General features: G+C 49.3%; 18 protein-coding genes. 11 read left to right on the forward strand and 7 right to left on the reverse strand.

The features are described from left to right. Positions 1–70: 70 nt before the first annotated feature. From DBY95_RS00705 to DBY95_RS00735, 7 genes are all read left to right on the forward strand, one after another. Positions 71–616 (forward strand): CreA family protein, encoded by a 546-nt coding sequence (locus tag DBY95_RS00705; RefSeq protein ID WP_049328632.1) that lies wholly within the window; start codon positions 71–73, stop codon positions 614–616. A 28-nt stretch (positions 617–644) separates the two neighbouring features. After that, positions 645–1,193, forward strand: coding sequence for a YqgE/AlgH family protein (locus DBY95_RS00710; RefSeq protein ID WP_004520085.1), 549 nt, complete (start codon positions 645–647; stop codon positions 1,191–1,193). After that, on the forward strand, positions 1,186–1,641 hold the full coding sequence (ruvX, locus tag DBY95_RS00715; RefSeq protein ID WP_107723027.1) for a Holliday junction resolvase RuvX: 456 nt from the start codon (positions 1,186–1,188) through the stop codon (positions 1,639–1,641). Before DBY95_RS00710 ends, ruvX begins: the two co-directional genes overlap by 8 nt. Positions 1,642–1,804: 163 nt before the next feature. After that, positions 1,805–2,227: a YidB family protein gene (locus DBY95_RS00720; RefSeq protein WP_107723028.1), complete on the forward strand. Its 423-nt coding sequence runs from the start codon at positions 1,805–1,807 to the stop codon at positions 2,225–2,227. A 147-nt stretch (positions 2,228–2,374) separates the two neighbouring features. Beyond that, entirely contained in the window at positions 2,375–2,923 is a 549-nt protein-coding gene (locus DBY95_RS00725) for a carboxymuconolactone decarboxylase family protein (RefSeq protein ID WP_063068843.1), read from the forward strand. A 125-nt stretch (positions 2,924–3,048) separates the two neighbouring features. Further along, complete coding sequence (locus DBY95_RS00730) at positions 3,049–4,140, forward strand: acyl-CoA dehydrogenase family protein (RefSeq protein ID WP_107723029.1); 1,092 nt, start codon at positions 3,049–3,051, stop codon at positions 4,138–4,140. A gap of 84 nt (positions 4,141–4,224) precedes the next feature. Beyond that, complete coding sequence (locus DBY95_RS00735) at positions 4,225–4,395, forward strand: rubredoxin (protein WP_070748201.1); 171 nt, start codon at positions 4,225–4,227, stop codon at positions 4,393–4,395. Between the two features lie 47 nt (positions 4,396–4,442). Here the strand turns inward: DBY95_RS00735 and dapC are convergent, their stop codons facing one another. The 4 genes from dapC to DBY95_RS00755 form a co-directional block, all read right to left on the reverse strand. Continuing rightward, positions 4,443–5,633 (reverse strand): succinyldiaminopimelate transaminase, encoded by a 1,191-nt coding sequence (dapC, locus tag DBY95_RS00740; protein WP_107723030.1) that lies wholly within the window; start codon positions 5,631–5,633, stop codon positions 4,443–4,445. Positions 5,634–5,754: 121 nt separating this feature from the next. Then, entirely contained in the window at positions 5,755–6,927 is a 1,173-nt protein-coding gene (locus DBY95_RS00745; protein WP_004520097.1) for an NAD(P)H-dependent flavin oxidoreductase, read from the reverse strand. Positions 6,928–7,267: 340 nt separating this feature from the next. Beyond that, a complete protein-coding gene (locus DBY95_RS00750) occupies positions 7,268–7,948 on the reverse strand; it encodes an OmpA family protein (protein ID WP_049328625.1) in 681 nt (226 codons plus the stop codon). Between the two features lie 218 nt (positions 7,949–8,166). Beyond that, a complete protein-coding gene (locus DBY95_RS00755; protein WP_107723031.1) occupies positions 8,167–9,042 on the reverse strand; it encodes a YoaK family protein in 876 nt (291 codons plus the stop codon). A 160-nt stretch (positions 9,043–9,202) separates the two neighbouring features. On the opposite strand from DBY95_RS00755, the gene DBY95_RS00760 reads away from it, so the two are divergent. The 4 genes from DBY95_RS00760 (at position 9,203) to DBY95_RS00775 (ending at position 14,346) form a co-directional block, all read left to right on the forward strand. Then, a complete protein-coding gene (locus DBY95_RS00760) occupies positions 9,203–9,592 on the forward strand; it encodes a hypothetical protein (protein ID WP_004520101.1) in 390 nt (129 codons plus the stop codon). A 123-nt stretch (positions 9,593–9,715) separates the two neighbouring features. After that, positions 9,716–10,642, forward strand: a complete 927-nt coding sequence (gene ribF / locus DBY95_RS00765; protein WP_107723032.1) for a bifunctional riboflavin kinase/FAD synthetase — start codon at positions 9,716–9,718, stop codon at positions 10,640–10,642. Positions 10,643–10,779: 137 nt separating this feature from the next. Continuing rightward, entirely contained in the window at positions 10,780–13,572 is a 2,793-nt protein-coding gene (gene ileS, locus DBY95_RS00770; RefSeq protein WP_107723033.1) for an isoleucine--tRNA ligase, read from the forward strand. A 201-nt stretch (positions 13,573–13,773) separates the two neighbouring features. Then, positions 13,774–14,346, forward strand: a complete 573-nt coding sequence (locus DBY95_RS00775) for a hypothetical protein (protein WP_107723034.1) — start codon at positions 13,774–13,776, stop codon at positions 14,344–14,346. A gap of 72 nt (positions 14,347–14,418) precedes the next feature. Here DBY95_RS00775 and DBY95_RS00780 read toward each other — a convergent pair whose 3' ends face one another. The 3 genes from DBY95_RS00780 to DBY95_RS00790 all read right to left on the reverse strand — a co-directional run bounded on the left by DBY95_RS00780 (position 14,419) and on the right by DBY95_RS00790 (position 15,453). Beyond that, positions 14,419–14,811 (reverse strand): MliC family protein, encoded by a 393-nt coding sequence (locus tag DBY95_RS00780; RefSeq protein ID WP_070822369.1) that lies wholly within the window; start codon positions 14,809–14,811, stop codon positions 14,419–14,421. Between the two features lie 241 nt (positions 14,812–15,052). Further along, complete coding sequence (gene ykgO, locus DBY95_RS00785) at positions 15,053–15,178, reverse strand: type B 50S ribosomal protein L36 (RefSeq protein WP_003685279.1); 126 nt, start codon at positions 15,176–15,178, stop codon at positions 15,053–15,055. Continuing rightward, on the reverse strand, positions 15,178–15,453 hold the full coding sequence (locus tag DBY95_RS00790) for a type B 50S ribosomal protein L31 (RefSeq protein ID WP_049328620.1): 276 nt from the start codon (positions 15,451–15,453) through the stop codon (positions 15,178–15,180). Before DBY95_RS00790 ends, ykgO begins: the two co-directional genes overlap by 1 nt. Between the last annotated feature and the right edge of the window lie 9 nt (positions 15,454–15,462).

Raw genomic sequence — 15,462 nt, forward strand, 5'->3', positions numbered from 1 at the left:
AGTAACGATAGAGGAGGCGGACGGGATTTAAGTCTGCCTGGAAATTGACAGTCTGCATCGACGGGATATTATGAAAAAATATTTATTAGTAGTGTTGGGCGCCATGGTTTTGGCGGCTTGCGGTGACAATACCGATAAAATCGGACGTGCCAGTACGGTGTTTCATATGCTGGGTAAAAACGACCGTATTGAAGTGGAAGGTTTTGACGATCCTGATGTGCAGGGGGTTGCCTGTTATATTTCGTACGCGAAAAAAGGCGGTTTGAAAGAAACGGTCAATCTGGAAGAAGATGCCAGCGACGCATCGGTTTCCTGCGTGCAAAGTGCGGAAGTCATCCGTTATAACGAGGCTGCGGTTTTGAAACCGCGACAAGTGTTCAAACGTAGTGCCAGCATAGCATTTAAGAGCCAGCAGATTATCCGCTACTACGATCCGAAACGTAAGTCTTTTGCTTATTTGGTATACAGCGATAAAATCGTTCAAGGTTCGCCGAAGAACTCTTTGAGCGCGGTATCGTGTTTTGCCCATGCGAAAACCGATACGCCGGTACCGGCAGGCGGCGCGGTTTACGGTGCGTGCGTGGTGGACGCGCCGGTTGCCGATGGACAAAAATAATAAAATCAGCTTAATAGATTAAAAGAATATGAATTTAGCCAACCATTTCCTGATTGCCATGCCTCATATGGATGATCCGTTTTTTACGGATACGGTCATTTATGTGTGCGAACACGATGAAGAAGGTGCGCTGGGCATCATCATCAACAAACCTTCGCCGATTACCATGGACATGATTTTCGCCGCCGCCGACCGCAATATCCCGTTGCGTCTGCAACATGAAAACGTGATGATGGGCGGGCCGGTTCAGATTGAGCGCGGCTATGTCGTGCATACGCCGATCGGCCGCTGGCAAAACAGCATGGTGGTAACCGATAACGTCGCGCTAACTTCTTCGCGCGATGTGATTGAAAACCTGTCTAAAGAAGGTGCGGTGGACAAGGCTTTGATCAGTATTGGTTATTCAAAATGGGGCAAAGGGCAGTTGGAGCGCGAGCTGGCAGAAAATGTTTGGTTGACCGTGCCTGCGGACGAGCATATTCTTTTTGATGTGCCTTACGAACTCCGTTATGCCGCCGCTTTTGAAAAATTAGGCATCAATCCGAACGCCTTGGTTTCAGGAGTCGGCCATGCCTGATGCAACAAAAGGCACGGTTTTGGCCTTTGACTTCGGCGAGGCGCGTATCGGCGTGGCGCAGGGGGATGCCGAGTTGGGCATGACCCATCCGCTGGCGACGGTAACCGGCAACAGTAATGATGAAAAATTCGAGGCCATTGCCAAGCTGGTCAAAGAATGGCAGCCCAAGTATTTTGTGGTCGGCCTGCCGACGCATACCGATGGCACGGAGCATGAGCTGACCCGTTTGAGCCGCAAGTTTGGTCGCCGTTTGCACGGACGTTTTAACTTGCCGGTTTATTGGGTGGACGAAAGGATGTCTTCCTTATACGCGGAAAGCCTGCTTGCTGAAGCGCAAGTATTTGGCCGAAAACAAAAATCCGTGCTTGACCAAGTAGCGGCGCAGGCGATTTTGCAAGGTTTTTTTGAAGGTGGCGCGGCCGAGTATTTCAATGGCCGCGAAGAATAGCATTATTCATTATAAAGGCCGTCTGAAACTGGGTTTCAGACGGCCTTTGTTTTGTTACGGCTTTGGGATAAAAGAAGTTTAGTTTGGTTAAGCCTGATTTTTTTCAGTGCAAATTTTGCTACACTCCGTTCTCTTTTTTAGACACAAATACAAGGAAAAAGTCATGGCACTCATGGACAATCTTTTGAATGCGGCTACTCAAATGTTAGGTGGCAACAGCGAAAACGGCGCACAAGGTTCTCTGACCGATATGGCGATGGATTTGGTGAAACAGCAAGGCGGCGTGGGCAACCTGATCAACCAACTGCAACAAGGCGGTTTGGGCGATACCCTGAGCAGCTGGGTTTCCAACCAATCCAGCAATCTGCCTGTGTCCGGCACCGACCTGCAAAATGCTTTGGGCAGCGATACGGTAAACCAAATCGCGCAAAAATTCGGCGTGGATGCCGGTCAAGCAGGCGATTTGTTGGCCAAAGTATTGCCTGATTTGGTAGATAAAGCCACACCTAACGGCACGGCTCAAGATGCGGATGGCTTCGGCTTGGACGACATCGCTTCTATGCTGCTGAAAAACTTTATAAAATAATGAGTTGAATCATTTGATAAGGCCGTCTGAATCCGTCAGACGGCCTTATAACTTTTGGTTCGCGGTAAATAACCAATAAGTCTTTTTCTGATGGAGACGGATGGCTTATTATGCCCACTTCGTTTTATTACAAAAAAGGTCATAAAGATGTCACGTTTAACCATACACACAGTTGAAACCGCTCCTGAAGCTGCTAAACCACGCATTGAAGCCGTATTGAAAAACAATGGCTTTATTCCTAACCTGATCGGCGTTTTGGCCAATGCGCCTGAAGCTTTGGCGTTTTATCAAGAAGTCGGCAAAATGAATGGTGCCAACAGCCTGACTGCCGGCGAAGTCGAAGTTATTCAAATCATTGCCGCCCGTACCAACGAATGCGGCTTCTGTGTTGCCGGCCACACCAAACTGGCTACCCTGAAAAAACTGCTGTCCGAACAATCCATCAAAGCCGCACGCGCATTGGCTGCAGGTGAGTTTGACGATGCCAAACTGAGTGCTTTGGCGACATTCACCCAAGCCGTTATGGCGAAAAAAGGCGCAGTATCCGACGACGAGCTGAAAGCTTTCTTCGATGCCGGTTACAACCAACAGCAAGCCGTTGAAGTAGTTATGGGCGTTGCTTTGGCAACCTTGTGCAACTACGTCAACAACCTTGCCAAAACTGAAATCAACCCTGAATTGCAGGCATTTGCCTAATCTCATCAAAGGCCGTCTGAAAATTCAGACGGCCTTTTAGCAAAAAGCAAGGGATATCCTTGTTGTCAAGAATAATTCATGAGTAGAACCATCTACGCTTCAAACCTTATTCAGAGGAAAAAATCATGACACGCGAAGCTTTACTGAACAATGTTGCCGAACTCGTTAAAAGCAAATTAAAACCATTGGTGGACGACATCGACCGCAAAGGCCTGTACCCGAAAGAATTTATGCTGGAATTGGGCAAAATCGGCGGTTTTGCCGCGACCGGTACGGTTGAAGAAGGCGGTAACGGTTTGGGTTTGGCAACGCAAATCGCCGTATTGCGCGAAATCGGTAAAGAGTGCGGCGCGACTTCGTTCAGCGCATGGTGTCAGGCGGCTTGCGCGTGGTATCTGCACCAATCCCCCAACCAAGCGGTTAAAGACAAATATTTGGCCGATATTCTGCAGGGCAAAGTTTTGGCCGGTACGGGCATGTCCAATACCGTCAAACACCTTGCCGGCATTGAAAAACACAACCTGCAAGCCGAGCGCGTCGAGGGCGGCTATAAAGTCAACGGTGCTTTGCCTTGGGTATCCAATATCGGCGAAGACCATATTTGGGCGAATACCGCCCAAGTCGGCGACAGCTATGTGATGTTTATTACCGGCGGCCAATGGGAAGGCGTTACCCTGCAAGATTGCCCTGAATTCTGTGGTTTGGAAGGCACGCGCACTTACAGCCTGAATTTTAAAGATGTGTTTATTCCCGATGAAGATGTGATTGCTTCACCTGAGCAGTTCCAGTCTTATATCCCGACCATTAAAGCCGGTTTTATTCTGTTGCAAATGGGTATCGGCGCCGGTGTGATTGACGGTGCGCTCGGCATTATCCGCATGGCTAATGTAGTGAACGCGGAAGTGAACGCTTACCTCGAACATAGCTACGATGAGTTGAAAGCTGCGTTGGACGACGCATGGGCGGAAACCGAACGCCTTGCCGATGATGCGTGGAACAATAAACCTGACACGCTGGCAACCTTGAAACTGCGTGAAGCCGCTGCTGTGTTGGCATTGAACGCCACTCAATCTGCCGCATTGCATGCAGGCGCGAAAGGTTATCTGATGCGCAGCCCGGCACAACGCCGCGTCCGCGAGGCCATGTTTGTCGCCATCGTAACACCGGCCATCAAACACCTGCGTAAAGAAATCGCCGCTTTGGAAGCAGCGCAATAAATTCAAAATATCAACAATAAAACACACGAAAGGCCGTCTGAAAATACGGTTTCAGACGGCCTTTCAAAATGGAAGGAACACCAAATGGCTCAATATATGTGCGGCCCTTGCGGCTGGATTTACGATGAAGATGTCGGCGACCCCGAACACGGCCTGCCGGCAGGTACCAAGTTCGAAGACATTCCCGACGACTGGAAATGCCCTGAGTGCGGCGTAGGCAAAGAAGATTTTTATCTGTTGGATTTCGTGATATAACTTGGTCGATTTTAAAAGGCCGTCTGAAATTTCAGACGGCCTTTATTTTATCGGCGGTATAAAGCAACCATGGTTTCAGCTGCTTTGACGCAGCTTTCCACATCGGCAACCAAAGCGATGCGGACGTAGCCTTCGCCCGGATTGCCTTGCTCGGTATCGCGGGCGAGGAAGCGGCCGGGCAACACTTGGATAGCGGCTTTCTGCCACAGGTTGCGCGAGAATGCCAAGTCGTCGCCATCGGGAACTTTCAGCCAAATGTAGAACGACGCGTCAGGCAGTTTGACATCGAATGCCTGTTGCAAAATAGGGATGACGCGGTCGAATTTTTCTTGGTAGAGGCGGCGGTTGTCAATGACGTGTTCTTCATCGTTCCAAGCGGCAATGCTGGCACGTTGGACGGGAATGCTCATCGCGCTGCCGTGGTAGGTGCGGTAGAGCAGGAAGTTTTTGAGCAATTCGGCATCGCCTGCGACAAAGCCGGAACGTAAACCGGGGACATTGGAGCGTTTGGACAGACTGGTGAACATAATAATGTTGCGTGTGCCGCGTCCTAATTGCGCCGCAGCCTGCAAGCCGCCGATTGGTTTGTTGCTGTCAAAATAGATTTCGGAATAGCATTCGTCAGAGGCAATAACGAAGCCGTATTTGTCTTGCAAATCAAAAATTTCTTTCCAGTCTTCTAATTGCAGGACGCTGCCGCTCGGGTTGTTGGGCGAGCAGACAATCAGGACTTTGGTGCGTTGCCATACGTCTTCGGGCAGGCTGCTCCAATCGGGATTGAAGCTGGGCGCAGGACAGTTGGCAAAATGGATTTCGCCGCCGCCCAAAATAGTCGCGCCTTCGTAAATTTGATAGAACGGGTTGGGGCTGATAACGACCGGTTTGGGGCCGTCTGAAGCCGGATTTAAAACGGTTTGGATAAAAGAGAACAAAGCTTCCCGGCTGCCCAATACCGGCAGGATTTCATTGTCGGGATTGAGGCTCAAACCATCATAACGGCGGGCCACCCATTCGGTGCAGGCTTGGCGCAGTTCGGGCAGGCCTGCGGTCAGCGGATATTTTTCCAGTTCGTGTAGGGAGGCGGTCAGCGCGTCGGTGATGACTTTGGGTGTCGGGTGTTTCGGCTCGCCGATTTGCAGATGAATGGGCGTTAGGCCCTCGGGTGCGTCAATGCCTTGCATGGCTTCACGCAGGCGGGCGAAAGGATAGGGTTTGAGGTGGTTTAATAATGGGTTCATGATGTTTCTGCCGATAAATTCAGGCAATAATCTTAGCATTTTTTAGATGGATTGGGATAAAAAGGCCGTCTGAAAACAGGGTTTAAATGTTTTTCAGACGGCCTTTTGAGTGTTGATGCGTTTATTTGGCAGGGACGACAGGCAGGGAACCGTTCAAGAGATAATGAATGGTTTCTTGAACCGTACGGATGGCATTGCCAAACGGCAACGGGTCTTTACCGCGGAAAAACAGGCCTTTATCGACTTCACCGCGGAATGCCGCGGAAAGTTGGATATCGATACAGAATTGACCGGCTTTGGCCAAACCGTCACGCAAACCGCAGCTGGTCAGGCAGTTCAGGCCTTGTGTGCAACGGCGCGGATCGTTTTTGGCATTGGCTTGCAATTTGGCCTCGCGTTTGATGTAGTTGTCAAGGAATTTGGTGCGCACTCCGCGTGCAGGCAAACCGGCAACAGACATGAATTCAACCACTTTTTCGGTTTCCGCACCGGCCAGCGTTTTCTTGAAGTTGATGTGGGCATCGCCTTCTTCGGTTACGGCAAATGCGGTACCGATTTGAACGGCGGACGCGCCCCAGTTTTTCAAGGCTGTTTTGACTTTTTCAAAGTTTGCCATGCCGCCGGCGAGTACCAACGGGATTTTTTCGCTTTCCAAGCCCAAGTTTTTGAATACTTCAAACGTTTCTTCAATAACGCGTTTGAACTCGAATTTGGCATCGTTCACGCCATCAACGGTTGCTGCGCCCAAGTGGCCGGCTGCGTGGGCAGGGTGTTCGATAACGATGGCATCGGGCAAGATGCCTTTTTTCATCCAACGTTTCAAAACGATGTTGATACCGCGTGATTCGGACAAAATAGGGAAAAGGGCGACATCTTTGTGGTAGCCCTCGGCCATTTCCGGCAAATCCAAAGGCAAACCTGCGCCCATCACAATCGCGTCTGCGCCGGATTCGCAGGCTTGACGGACGTAGGCGGCATGGTCTTTTACGGCTTTCATGACGTTGACGGCAATCATGCCTTTGCCTTCTGAATCGGCTTTGGCTTTTTTGATTTCACGGTCAAGCGCGATGCAGTTGAGGCGGGTGTATTTTTCTTCGCTGGAGTCGATTTTTGATTCGGCCAGCAAATCTTCGTGCAAGTGGCGCAAATCGACGCTGGCGATGGTACCTACGCCGTTTTCGCGCGCAACCGCGCTGGAGAGTTTTGATGCGGAAACGCCTACACCCATACCGCCTTGTACAACGGGAATCAGTGATTTGCCACGGATAATCAATGGGTCAAAGTTGTTTTGCATGGATGCTCCTTCATAGATTCTGGATGGTGCCGTCTGAAATCCTATGAAATGGATTGGATAACGGACTGATGTGTATATAAATAAGTGTGTTTTTCGCCGCCGTTTTTCAGACGGCATGAGGCGTATTTTTAAAATTTTAGGAATTATACTCTAAGTTAGTGTAAAAATTAGAGTATTAATACAGTTTTTTTGAAGGAAAAATTGAAAAGTCTTGTTAATAAAGGAATAAATTTTATGATGGATTGGATTGAGGAGGAGAAATTGCAAACAAAATCTATAAAGAAAAAGGCCGTCTGAAATTTCAGACGGCCTTAAGTATGGGAATCGGACAGATGTCGGATTACATTTGTTTTTTAGCGGCATCAATGGCGCGTTGGTCAGGGTTGATCAAGATTTCAACGCGGCGGTTTTGTGCGCGGCCTTCAACAGTAGCGTTGGAAGCGATGGGTTGACGGGAGCCGTAACCGAAAGTGCTCAAACGGGTGCTGCTTACGCCACGGGATTGCAGGAAGGTAGCAACAGATTCGGCGCGGTTGCGAGACAATGGCTCGTTAATGGCGTCGTTACCGGTGTTGTCGGTGTGGCCGTTGATGGTCAAAGTCGTGTCAGGATATTGAACCAAAGTTTGCGCAGCGGCAGACAAGGCGCTTTGAGCATGGCCGCTCAAGGCAGCGCTGCCGGTAGCGAAGGTTACGTTTTCAGGCATAACCAGTTTGATTTGGTTGCCTTGACGTTCAACTTCGATGTTGGTGTTGGCCAGGCTTTGACGCAGTTTTTTCTCTTGGTAGTCCATGTAACCGCCGATACCGGCACCTACTGCACCACAAGCCAATGCGGAGTTACGCGCGCCTTTACCACCATGGGTCAGCGCACCAACGATGCCGCAAACAGCCGCACCGCCCAAACCATACATAGCGGTTTTGCTGGCAGATTGTTGGCCGGTAGCAGGATCGGTCACACAGCCGGTGAGTGCCAAAGGAATTGCAGTAGCAATAACGGTCAGGGGTTTCAAGAATTTCATGTCGTATCCTCTTTTTAGATGACGGCACGGGCCGTCTGAAAAAAATGAATAAAAACCGCGTGGGTCATTACGAATTAATGATACCGAATATCCGAAACGTAAAAGAACGGGTTTAACCCGATATTACGCAAATATTTGCCAGTTAACATAATACTGAAACATTTCTGCATTTTTCTGACCGTTTGGTTGTTTTGCAGTCAGATGAAAAGTAAGTTTCTTTACGATTTTTTCCGGTTTTTCTTTTTACGGCGATACCAGCTGACAAATGCCCATTTCAATCTGACTTTGACATCGTATCCCACCGAGCCTGCACCCAGTATGAACAAAACGGCGGAAACGGGCAGGGCGAAATGATGGCCGACCAAATGATAACCCCATACACCAACCACGCCGCCCAGCAAAAACGACAGCATCAAGCCGCTTAAAAGCCACATTTTCGGTTTGTTGACGCGGACGTGCGGCAGGCGCGGATGATGTTGTTTGGAGTAGTAAAGCGCGCGTGAAATTTCAATGCCCAAGTCGGTCGCCGTGCCGGTCATGTGGGTGGAGCGGATGGCACCGCCGGAAAGAAGCGTGATAACCGTATTGTGCATACCCATGATAAAACACAATAAAAACAATGCCAAAGACGGCATAATAAAATCAGAGCCGCCAAAATCCCATTCCATCGCGGCAATACCGAACCAACCGAATATCAACAGATAAACTGCTTCCAGCCACATGGAAAACCCAAAGCTGCCACGGAAACGCATCTGCTGCGTCCATAAAATCACCCAGCCCGAATGCGCGGCACCGGCAACAAAACACAACACGCTGATTGTGGCAATAATGGCCACACTCCACTCTTGAAGATACAAAACATCTGCCAACAGCGACATTGAGCCGGTAACATGGGAGGTATAACGTGAGAATGCGAAGTAACCGCCGGCATTAATCGCTCCGGCAAGAAAGGCCATGATGTAGCCCAGCCGTCTGAAACGGGCATCGGAAATATTGTGTTCGTGCAGATACGGGCGATCCGCCTGCCAAAACGGCGGCGTGTGTTGCCTGTGGTGGCGCAATCGGTAGGAGTGGGGCGGTTTGTCAGTGTTCATTGAGTGGGTTTGGAGTTAAACATTCATACAGGGTGTATTTTATATGCAACTGTCTGCTACCAAGAACAAATAATATAAAGTGTTCCTAAGTTGCTACACTTGCTCATTGCAAGATGAGGGCGTACATTAATAGAAAGATATAAACATAAGGAAACATCCGATGAATCCTATCCGTCTGACCTTATTGTTTGGCGCCGTTGCATTGCTTGCCGCCTGTGCCACCACGCCTGAGCAAAAAGCTGCACGCGCCCAAGCGCAGAAACGCTATGAACAGGATCTTCAAGTCAATCTTGCTGCCCAATGCGATCAGGAAACTGCCGCACTGATCCGCCGCAAATTTGACGAAGAAGGCAAACCCGGTGTAGCAACCGCGGAACAAAAAGCCTTCCGCCTCAAATATATCGACAAAGTTTCCGACCCGATGTTCCAAGCCTGCTACAAAATGGCATGGCAAAACTATATTTCCCAAGAGCAGCTGCGCGAAGCACGTTACTATCGCTATTACGACGATTGGGGATATCCGTTTGGCCGTTATCCTTGGTGGTGGTAAGGTATTAACAAACTTTAGGGCCGTCTGAAAGCATATATTTATTGGTTTCAGACGGCCTAAGGTTTATTGAAACGGCAATAACGTTTACAATAGCCGCCTATTCAAACACAATACCCACCACCCATGAACATCTGGCTTGGACAGCGACACGCGCCCAAATTTCCGCAAGGAGCCGCCGTAACCATCGGCAACTTCGATGGCGTACACCTCGGGCACAAACACATTCTACAAAAACTCAAACGAGAGGCAGACCAGCGCGGTCTGCCTGTTGTCGTTGTTGTTTTTGAGCCTCAGCCCAAAGAATTTTTTGCGCGCAAAGCCGGGAAAAAGTTGCCTTACCGCATCAGTCCGCTGCGTACCAAATTGCGCCTTTTGCGTGAAACCGGCTGCGTGGATGCCGTTTGGGTTTTGCGCTTTAACCAAACTTTCTCCGAGATGAGCGCGCAAGTGTTTATCGACCGGCTTTTGCGAAAAACGCTCAATACGCGTTATCTGCTGATTGGCGACGATTTCCGTTTCGGTGCGGGTCGGGAAGGCTGTTTTGAACTTTTGGCACAACAGCCCGATATGCAAACCGAGTGCACACCGTCCGTTATCGTTGAAGACATCCGCACCAGCAGTACCGCCGTCCGCCAAGCCCTTTCAGACGGCAAGTTGGAATACGCCAAAAAACTGTTGGGGCACGATTACGTGTTAAGCGGCAAGGTCAAGCACGGGCAAAAGCTCGGCCGCACCATCAACGCGCCTACCGCCAACGTCCAGCTTCCCCCGTATCATTATGCGCTAAGCGGCGTATTTGTCGTTGAGGCAGACGGCACATTCGGTACGCGCCGAGGCGTCGCCAGCTTTGGTTTTAACCCCACTGTCAGCAACAACCGCTCGCAAAAGTTGGAAGTCCACCTGTTCGATTTCAGCGGCGATTTGTACGGACAACGCATCTTCGTCCGCTTCCTGCACAAACTGCGTGACGAGAAAAAATTTGAAAGTATCGAAGCATTGAAAACCCAAATTTTGCAAGATATGGAAGATGCGAGGGTTTGGGAAGCATAGAAACGCTTCTATACGCTTATAAAATCAAGACAATTGGGCTACAATAAGTCCTTTGATTCTTTCAGACGGCCTGTTCTTTTCAAAATGAGCAATCAGGCCGTCTGAAACCGAAATACCGCAACAATAGAGATTAGAAAATGACCGATTACAGTAAAACCGTAAACCTGCTCGAGAGCCCGTTTCCAATGCGCGGTAATCTTGCCAAGCGCGAGCCTGCATGGCTGAAAAGTTGGTACGAGCAAAAACGCTACCAAAAACTGCGCGAAATCGCTAAAGGCCGTCCGAAATTTATTCTGCACGACGGTCCTCCGTATGCCAACGGTGACATCCACATCGGTCATGCCGTCAATAAAATCCTCAAAGACATCATTATCCGCAGCAAAACCCAAGCCGGTTTTGACGCGCCTTATGTACCGGGTTGGGACTGCCACGGTTTGCCTATTGAAGTAATGGTGGAAAAACTGCATGGTAAAGACATGCCTAAAGCCCGTTTCCGCGAATTGTGCCGCGAATATGCCGCCGAACAGATTGCCCGTCAGAAAAAAGACTTTATCCGCTTGGGCGTGTTGGGCGACTGGGATAATCCTTACCTGACCATGGATTTCAAAACCGAAGCCGATACCGTGCGTATGCTCGGTGAAATCTACAAATCCGGCTATCTCTACCGCGGCGCGAAACCAGTTCAATTCTGCTTGGACTGCGGCTCTTCCTTGGCTGAAGCGGAAGTGGAATATAAAGACAAAGTATCGCCTGCGATTGACGTTGCCTATCCGTTTAAAAACACTGCCGCGCTTGCCGCCGCATTCGGTTTGGCAAGTATCGAAGGCAAAGCGTTTGCCGTTATCTGGACAACCACGCCTTGGACTTTGCCTGCGAGCCAAGCTGTGTCAGCTGGCGCAGACGTGGTGTATCAATTGATTGATACGCCTAAAGGCAAATTGGTGTTGGCCAAAGATTTGGCAGAAGACGCGCTTAAACGTTACGGCTTCACTTCAGACGACCTGAAAGTATTGGCAGAAACCACAGGCGACAAGCTGGAAAACCTGCATATGAATCATCCGTTCCTCGAACGCGATATTCCCATGCTCAACGGCGAACATGTGACCACCGATGCCGGTACCGGTTTGGTGCATACTGCGCCTGCGCATGGTCTGGAAGACTACGCTGTCTGCAATAAATACGGCATCGAGCTTTACAACCCTGTCAACGCCGAAGGCAAATACATCAGCGAAACACCTCGTGTCGCTGGTATGCGCGTTTGGGAAGCCAATCCCGTTATCCTGCAATGGTTGGAAGAAACCGGTAACCTCTTGGCAAGCAGCAAAATCGAACACAGCTACGCCCACTGCTGGCGCCACAAAACGCCGTTGATTTACCGTGCGACCGGCCAATGGTTTGTCGGTATGGACAAAGCAGGTGCTGACGGTAAAACCCTGCGCGACAAAGCCATCAAAGCCGTTGATGACACTGAATTCTTCCCGTCATGGGGTCGTGCGCGTTTGGAAGCCATGATTGAAGGCCGTCCTGACTGGGTGGTTTCGCGCCAACGCTACTGGGGCACGCCGATGACTTTCTTTGTTCACAAAGAAACCGGTGAGCTGCATCCGAACTCTGCTGAGCTTTTGGAGAAAGTAGCACAACGCATCGAAGAAAAAGGCATCGAAGCATGGTTCTCTCTTGATAAGAGCGAACTCTTGAGCGCGGAAGATTGCGAAAATTACGACAAACTTTCCGACACGATGGACGTATGGTTCGACTCCGGCTCGACCCATTATTCCGTCTTGAAACAACGCGAAGAATTGGAATGGCCGGCTGACTTGTACCTTGAAGGCAGCGACCAACACCGCGGCTGGTTCCAATCGTCTATGTTGACTGGTTGTGCCTCATCCATGTGTCGTGCGCCATACAAACAGCTGCTGACCCACGGTTTTGTGGTTGACCAAAACGGCCGCAAAATGTCGAAATCCATCGGCAATGTCGTTGCACCACAAGAAGTTTACAACGAATTCGGCGCAGACATCCTGCGTCTGTGGGCGGCATCCACCGATTACAGCGGCGAATTGGCGATTTCCAAAGAAATCCTCAAGCGCGTAACCGAAAGCTACCGCCGTATCCGCAATACCTTGAGCTTCCTGTTTGCCAACCTCAACGACTTCAATCCTATTGAAGATGCCGTGCAACAGGCAGACATGGTGGAAATCGACCGCTACGCCGTGGTATTGGCACGTCAGCTGCAAGAGCGTCTGGCAGGCGATTACTATCCGCGCTACGCCTTCCACTTTGCCGTAAAAGACATTGTTTCTTTCTGCTCGGAAGACTTGGGCGCGTTCTACCTCGATATCCTGAAAGACCGCCTCTACACCACCAAAGCAGACAGCCATGCTCGCCGCAGCGCGCAAACTGCCCTGTATCACATCACACGCAGTTTGGTTCTGCTGATTGCTCCGATTTTGTGCTTTACCGGCGAGGAAGCATGGGACATCATCGGTGGCGGCGAAGAAGACAGCGTCCTCTTCCATACATGGCATGAGTTTCCATCTATCAATGAAAAAGCCGAAGCCGAATTGGTGAAAAAATGGACGGCAATCCGCGAAGCACGCGAAGCAGTAACTGCTGCCATCGAGCCTTTGCGTACGGATAAAACCGTCGGTTCTTCATTGCAAGCCGAAACCGAAATTACGGCTCCGGAAGAAATTGCCGATTATCTGAACACTTTGGGCGAAGAATTGCGTTTTGCTTTGCTGGTGTCTAAAGCAGAAGTGAAAGTAGGTGATGAACTTGCTGTGACCGCTAAAGCCAGCGATGGTGAAAAATGCGAACGCTGCTGGCACTATACCCACGATGTGGGCGCAGTTGCAGGCCATGAAACCATCTGTAAACGTTGTGCCGAAAACGTTGACGGTAAAGGCGAAGAAAGACATTACGCTTAATTGTTTGGTCTAAGATAAAGGCCGTCTGAAAACTTTGGAAATAGGTTTTCAGACGGCCTTTGTTTGACAAAAATGGAGATGAAGATGAAACAGAGGATGTTGCTTTTCGCCATAAGCTTATTGTCTGCCTGAAATAATCAGCAACAACAACCGGTTGAACCGTTACAGGAAACAATCCAGGTTCACAATATTTCGATTAATGTGATTACTCCTCAAAATGGCGTACCGATTGATTTTGAAAAAAAAGAATTTCAAGAAGTAAAAAAATTTTTCGACCAGATTCAGCAAGTAGGGAAGGTTGTGAGGGCATATTATATTTATCCCGAACCATCATGCAATACAGGGGGAAGCGGACGCTACTCTACGAAAGTATGTTCCCTGGGCTTGGTTGAAAAAACATGTTTTTTAGTGAGTATGGAACTACTCAATCCTTCTTTAATAAAACTTCCAAACGAACAGCGGTTATCGGGAAGCCTCAAATATATCGAACATCAGAAAAGAGAACTTAAGAAAAATGCCATGCCTATCGTAACATTCGATATTTTGGATGAAGGGGTAAATTATATTGTCTATGCAAAGAAATTTAGAAAATATGCCCATTCCAAACCAGAAGTTACCGCCAACCTAGCTTTAAACGGATTATTGTTTGAAGGCGTATGTATGAACAACTCTCCCACGGCAAAATTTACCTCTTGGGAAAGTACTGCAACAGTCGATTGGGTACGGGAACTGATAAAAATTAACCAACAATCCCCCAAGCCCGATCAGCCATAAAATTAAAGGCCGTCTGAAAACCTGAAATCCGGGTTTCAAACGGCCTTTAGCTATTCTATTGCTAAGTAGAAATTAGCGGGCAGAGCAAGAAGTTTCTACTTTGTTGCCGTATGGGTCAGTGAAGCCGAAGAATGCTTCGCTGCCTTTTTGATGCCATTCAGCGCCTTTGCCGAACAGACCTTGGTTGGCAACATAGCGTTCGCCTGAACCTGCAACGGCAGAAGACAGGGTGGCAACTTTGTCGTCAAGGCGTAATTCAACTTGATCGGTGCTCAGGTTGCGGATTTGTACAGACAGGCCGTTTTCGCAGCTGAATGATTGAACACGGGCATCATGATCGTGTGCACGGCCGTGGTCATGATTGTGCTCGTGACGGTGACCATGGTCATGTTGATGGGCTTCGGGTGCGGCACAGGCAGCGAGGCTCATGGCGGCGGCAATTGCAAGCAGGGCTTTTACTTTCATTTTTGACTCCTATGGTCAGTGTTGAAGGAAGAATGTAGCGGCATGTTATAAATATCTTTATGGCTCCACAATAGGGATAACCATTATTTACTTTTTCTTCCTGTTTCCGGGAGTATGGCAGGATTCTTTGTAGTTTTGATATGAATGATTAATGCCGTTTGAAAAAAAGCCGCACTTGCGCTAGAGGTAAACGAAAGTGCGGAAAATTCAGAGAGTTACATTGAAATATGGGTTGGGGCGCTTAACGCTGGCGTGCTTTAAAGCGGGGGTTGCTCTTGCAAATGACGTACACTTTGCCTTTTCGGCGGACAATTTGGCAGTCGCGGTGTCGTTTTTTTGCAGTTTTTAGGGATGAGAGGACTTGCATCATTTATCCTTTCTGAAGGAAGACATCATGGATTGGTAACGTTGGTTGAACTTGCTGGCGCGGCCTTCGATATTGACATTGCGTTGTTTGCCTGTGTACACCGGGTGGGACGCGGAAGAAGTATCAAGCGAAAAGAGGGGATACTCTACTCCGTCCTTCCAAACCATGGTTTTTCCGTGGGTATTGGCGCATGAACGGATGAGCCATCCTTGGTCTGCGCCGCTGTCGTAAAACAGGACGGTGCGATAGTTGTCCGGGTGGATATCGGGTTTCATTTCTTTCTC

It is taken from the genome of Neisseria subflava, assembly GCF_003044935.1.
Classification (GTDB): Bacteria; Pseudomonadota; Gammaproteobacteria; order Burkholderiales; family Neisseriaceae; genus Neisseria; species Neisseria subflava_E.

Bases quoted from the DNA above. Each gene is read 5' to 3' on its own strand.
- DBY95_RS00745 (WP_004520097.1), bottom strand. From the start codon at position 6,927: ATGCAAAACAACTTTGACCCATTGATTATCCGTGGCAAATCACTGATT.
- ileS (WP_107723033.1), top strand. From the start codon at position 10,780: ATGACCGATTACAGTAAAACCGTAAACCTGCTCGAGAGCCCGTTTCCA.
- DBY95_RS00755 (WP_107723031.1), bottom strand. From the start codon at position 9,042: ATGAACACTGACAAACCGCCCCACTCCTACCGATTGCGCCACCACAGG.
- DBY95_RS00720 (WP_107723028.1), top strand. From the start codon at position 1,805: ATGGCACTCATGGACAATCTTTTGAATGCGGCTACTCAAATGTTAGGT.
- ribF (WP_107723032.1), top strand. From the start codon at position 9,716: ATGAACATCTGGCTTGGACAGCGACACGCGCCCAAATTTCCGCAAGGA.
- DBY95_RS00705 (WP_049328632.1), top strand. From the start codon at position 71: ATGAAAAAATATTTATTAGTAGTGTTGGGCGCCATGGTTTTGGCGGCT.
- DBY95_RS00735 (WP_070748201.1), top strand. From the start codon at position 4,225: ATGGCTCAATATATGTGCGGCCCTTGCGGCTGGATTTACGATGAAGAT.
- DBY95_RS00710 (WP_004520085.1), top strand. From the start codon at position 645: ATGAATTTAGCCAACCATTTCCTGATTGCCATGCCTCATATGGATGAT.
- DBY95_RS00790 (WP_049328620.1), bottom strand. From the start codon at position 15,453: ATGAAACCCGATATCCACCCGGACAACTATCGCACCGTCCTGTTTTAC.
- ykgO (WP_003685279.1), bottom strand. From the start codon at position 15,178: ATGCAAGTCCTCTCATCCCTAAAAACTGCAAAAAAACGACACCGCGAC.
- ruvX (WP_107723027.1), top strand. From the start codon at position 1,186: ATGCCTGATGCAACAAAAGGCACGGTTTTGGCCTTTGACTTCGGCGAG.
- DBY95_RS00725 (WP_063068843.1), top strand. From the start codon at position 2,375: ATGTCACGTTTAACCATACACACAGTTGAAACCGCTCCTGAAGCTGCT.
- DBY95_RS00750 (WP_049328625.1), bottom strand. From the start codon at position 7,948: ATGAAATTCTTGAAACCCCTGACCGTTATTGCTACTGCAATTCCTTTG.
- dapC (WP_107723030.1), bottom strand. From the start codon at position 5,633: ATGAACCCATTATTAAACCACCTCAAACCCTATCCTTTCGCCCGCCTG.
- DBY95_RS00760 (WP_004520101.1), top strand. From the start codon at position 9,203: ATGAATCCTATCCGTCTGACCTTATTGTTTGGCGCCGTTGCATTGCTT.
- DBY95_RS00780 (WP_070822369.1), bottom strand. From the start codon at position 14,811: ATGAAAGTAAAAGCCCTGCTTGCAATTGCCGCCGCCATGAGCCTCGCT.
- DBY95_RS00730 (WP_107723029.1), top strand. From the start codon at position 3,049: ATGACACGCGAAGCTTTACTGAACAATGTTGCCGAACTCGTTAAAAGC.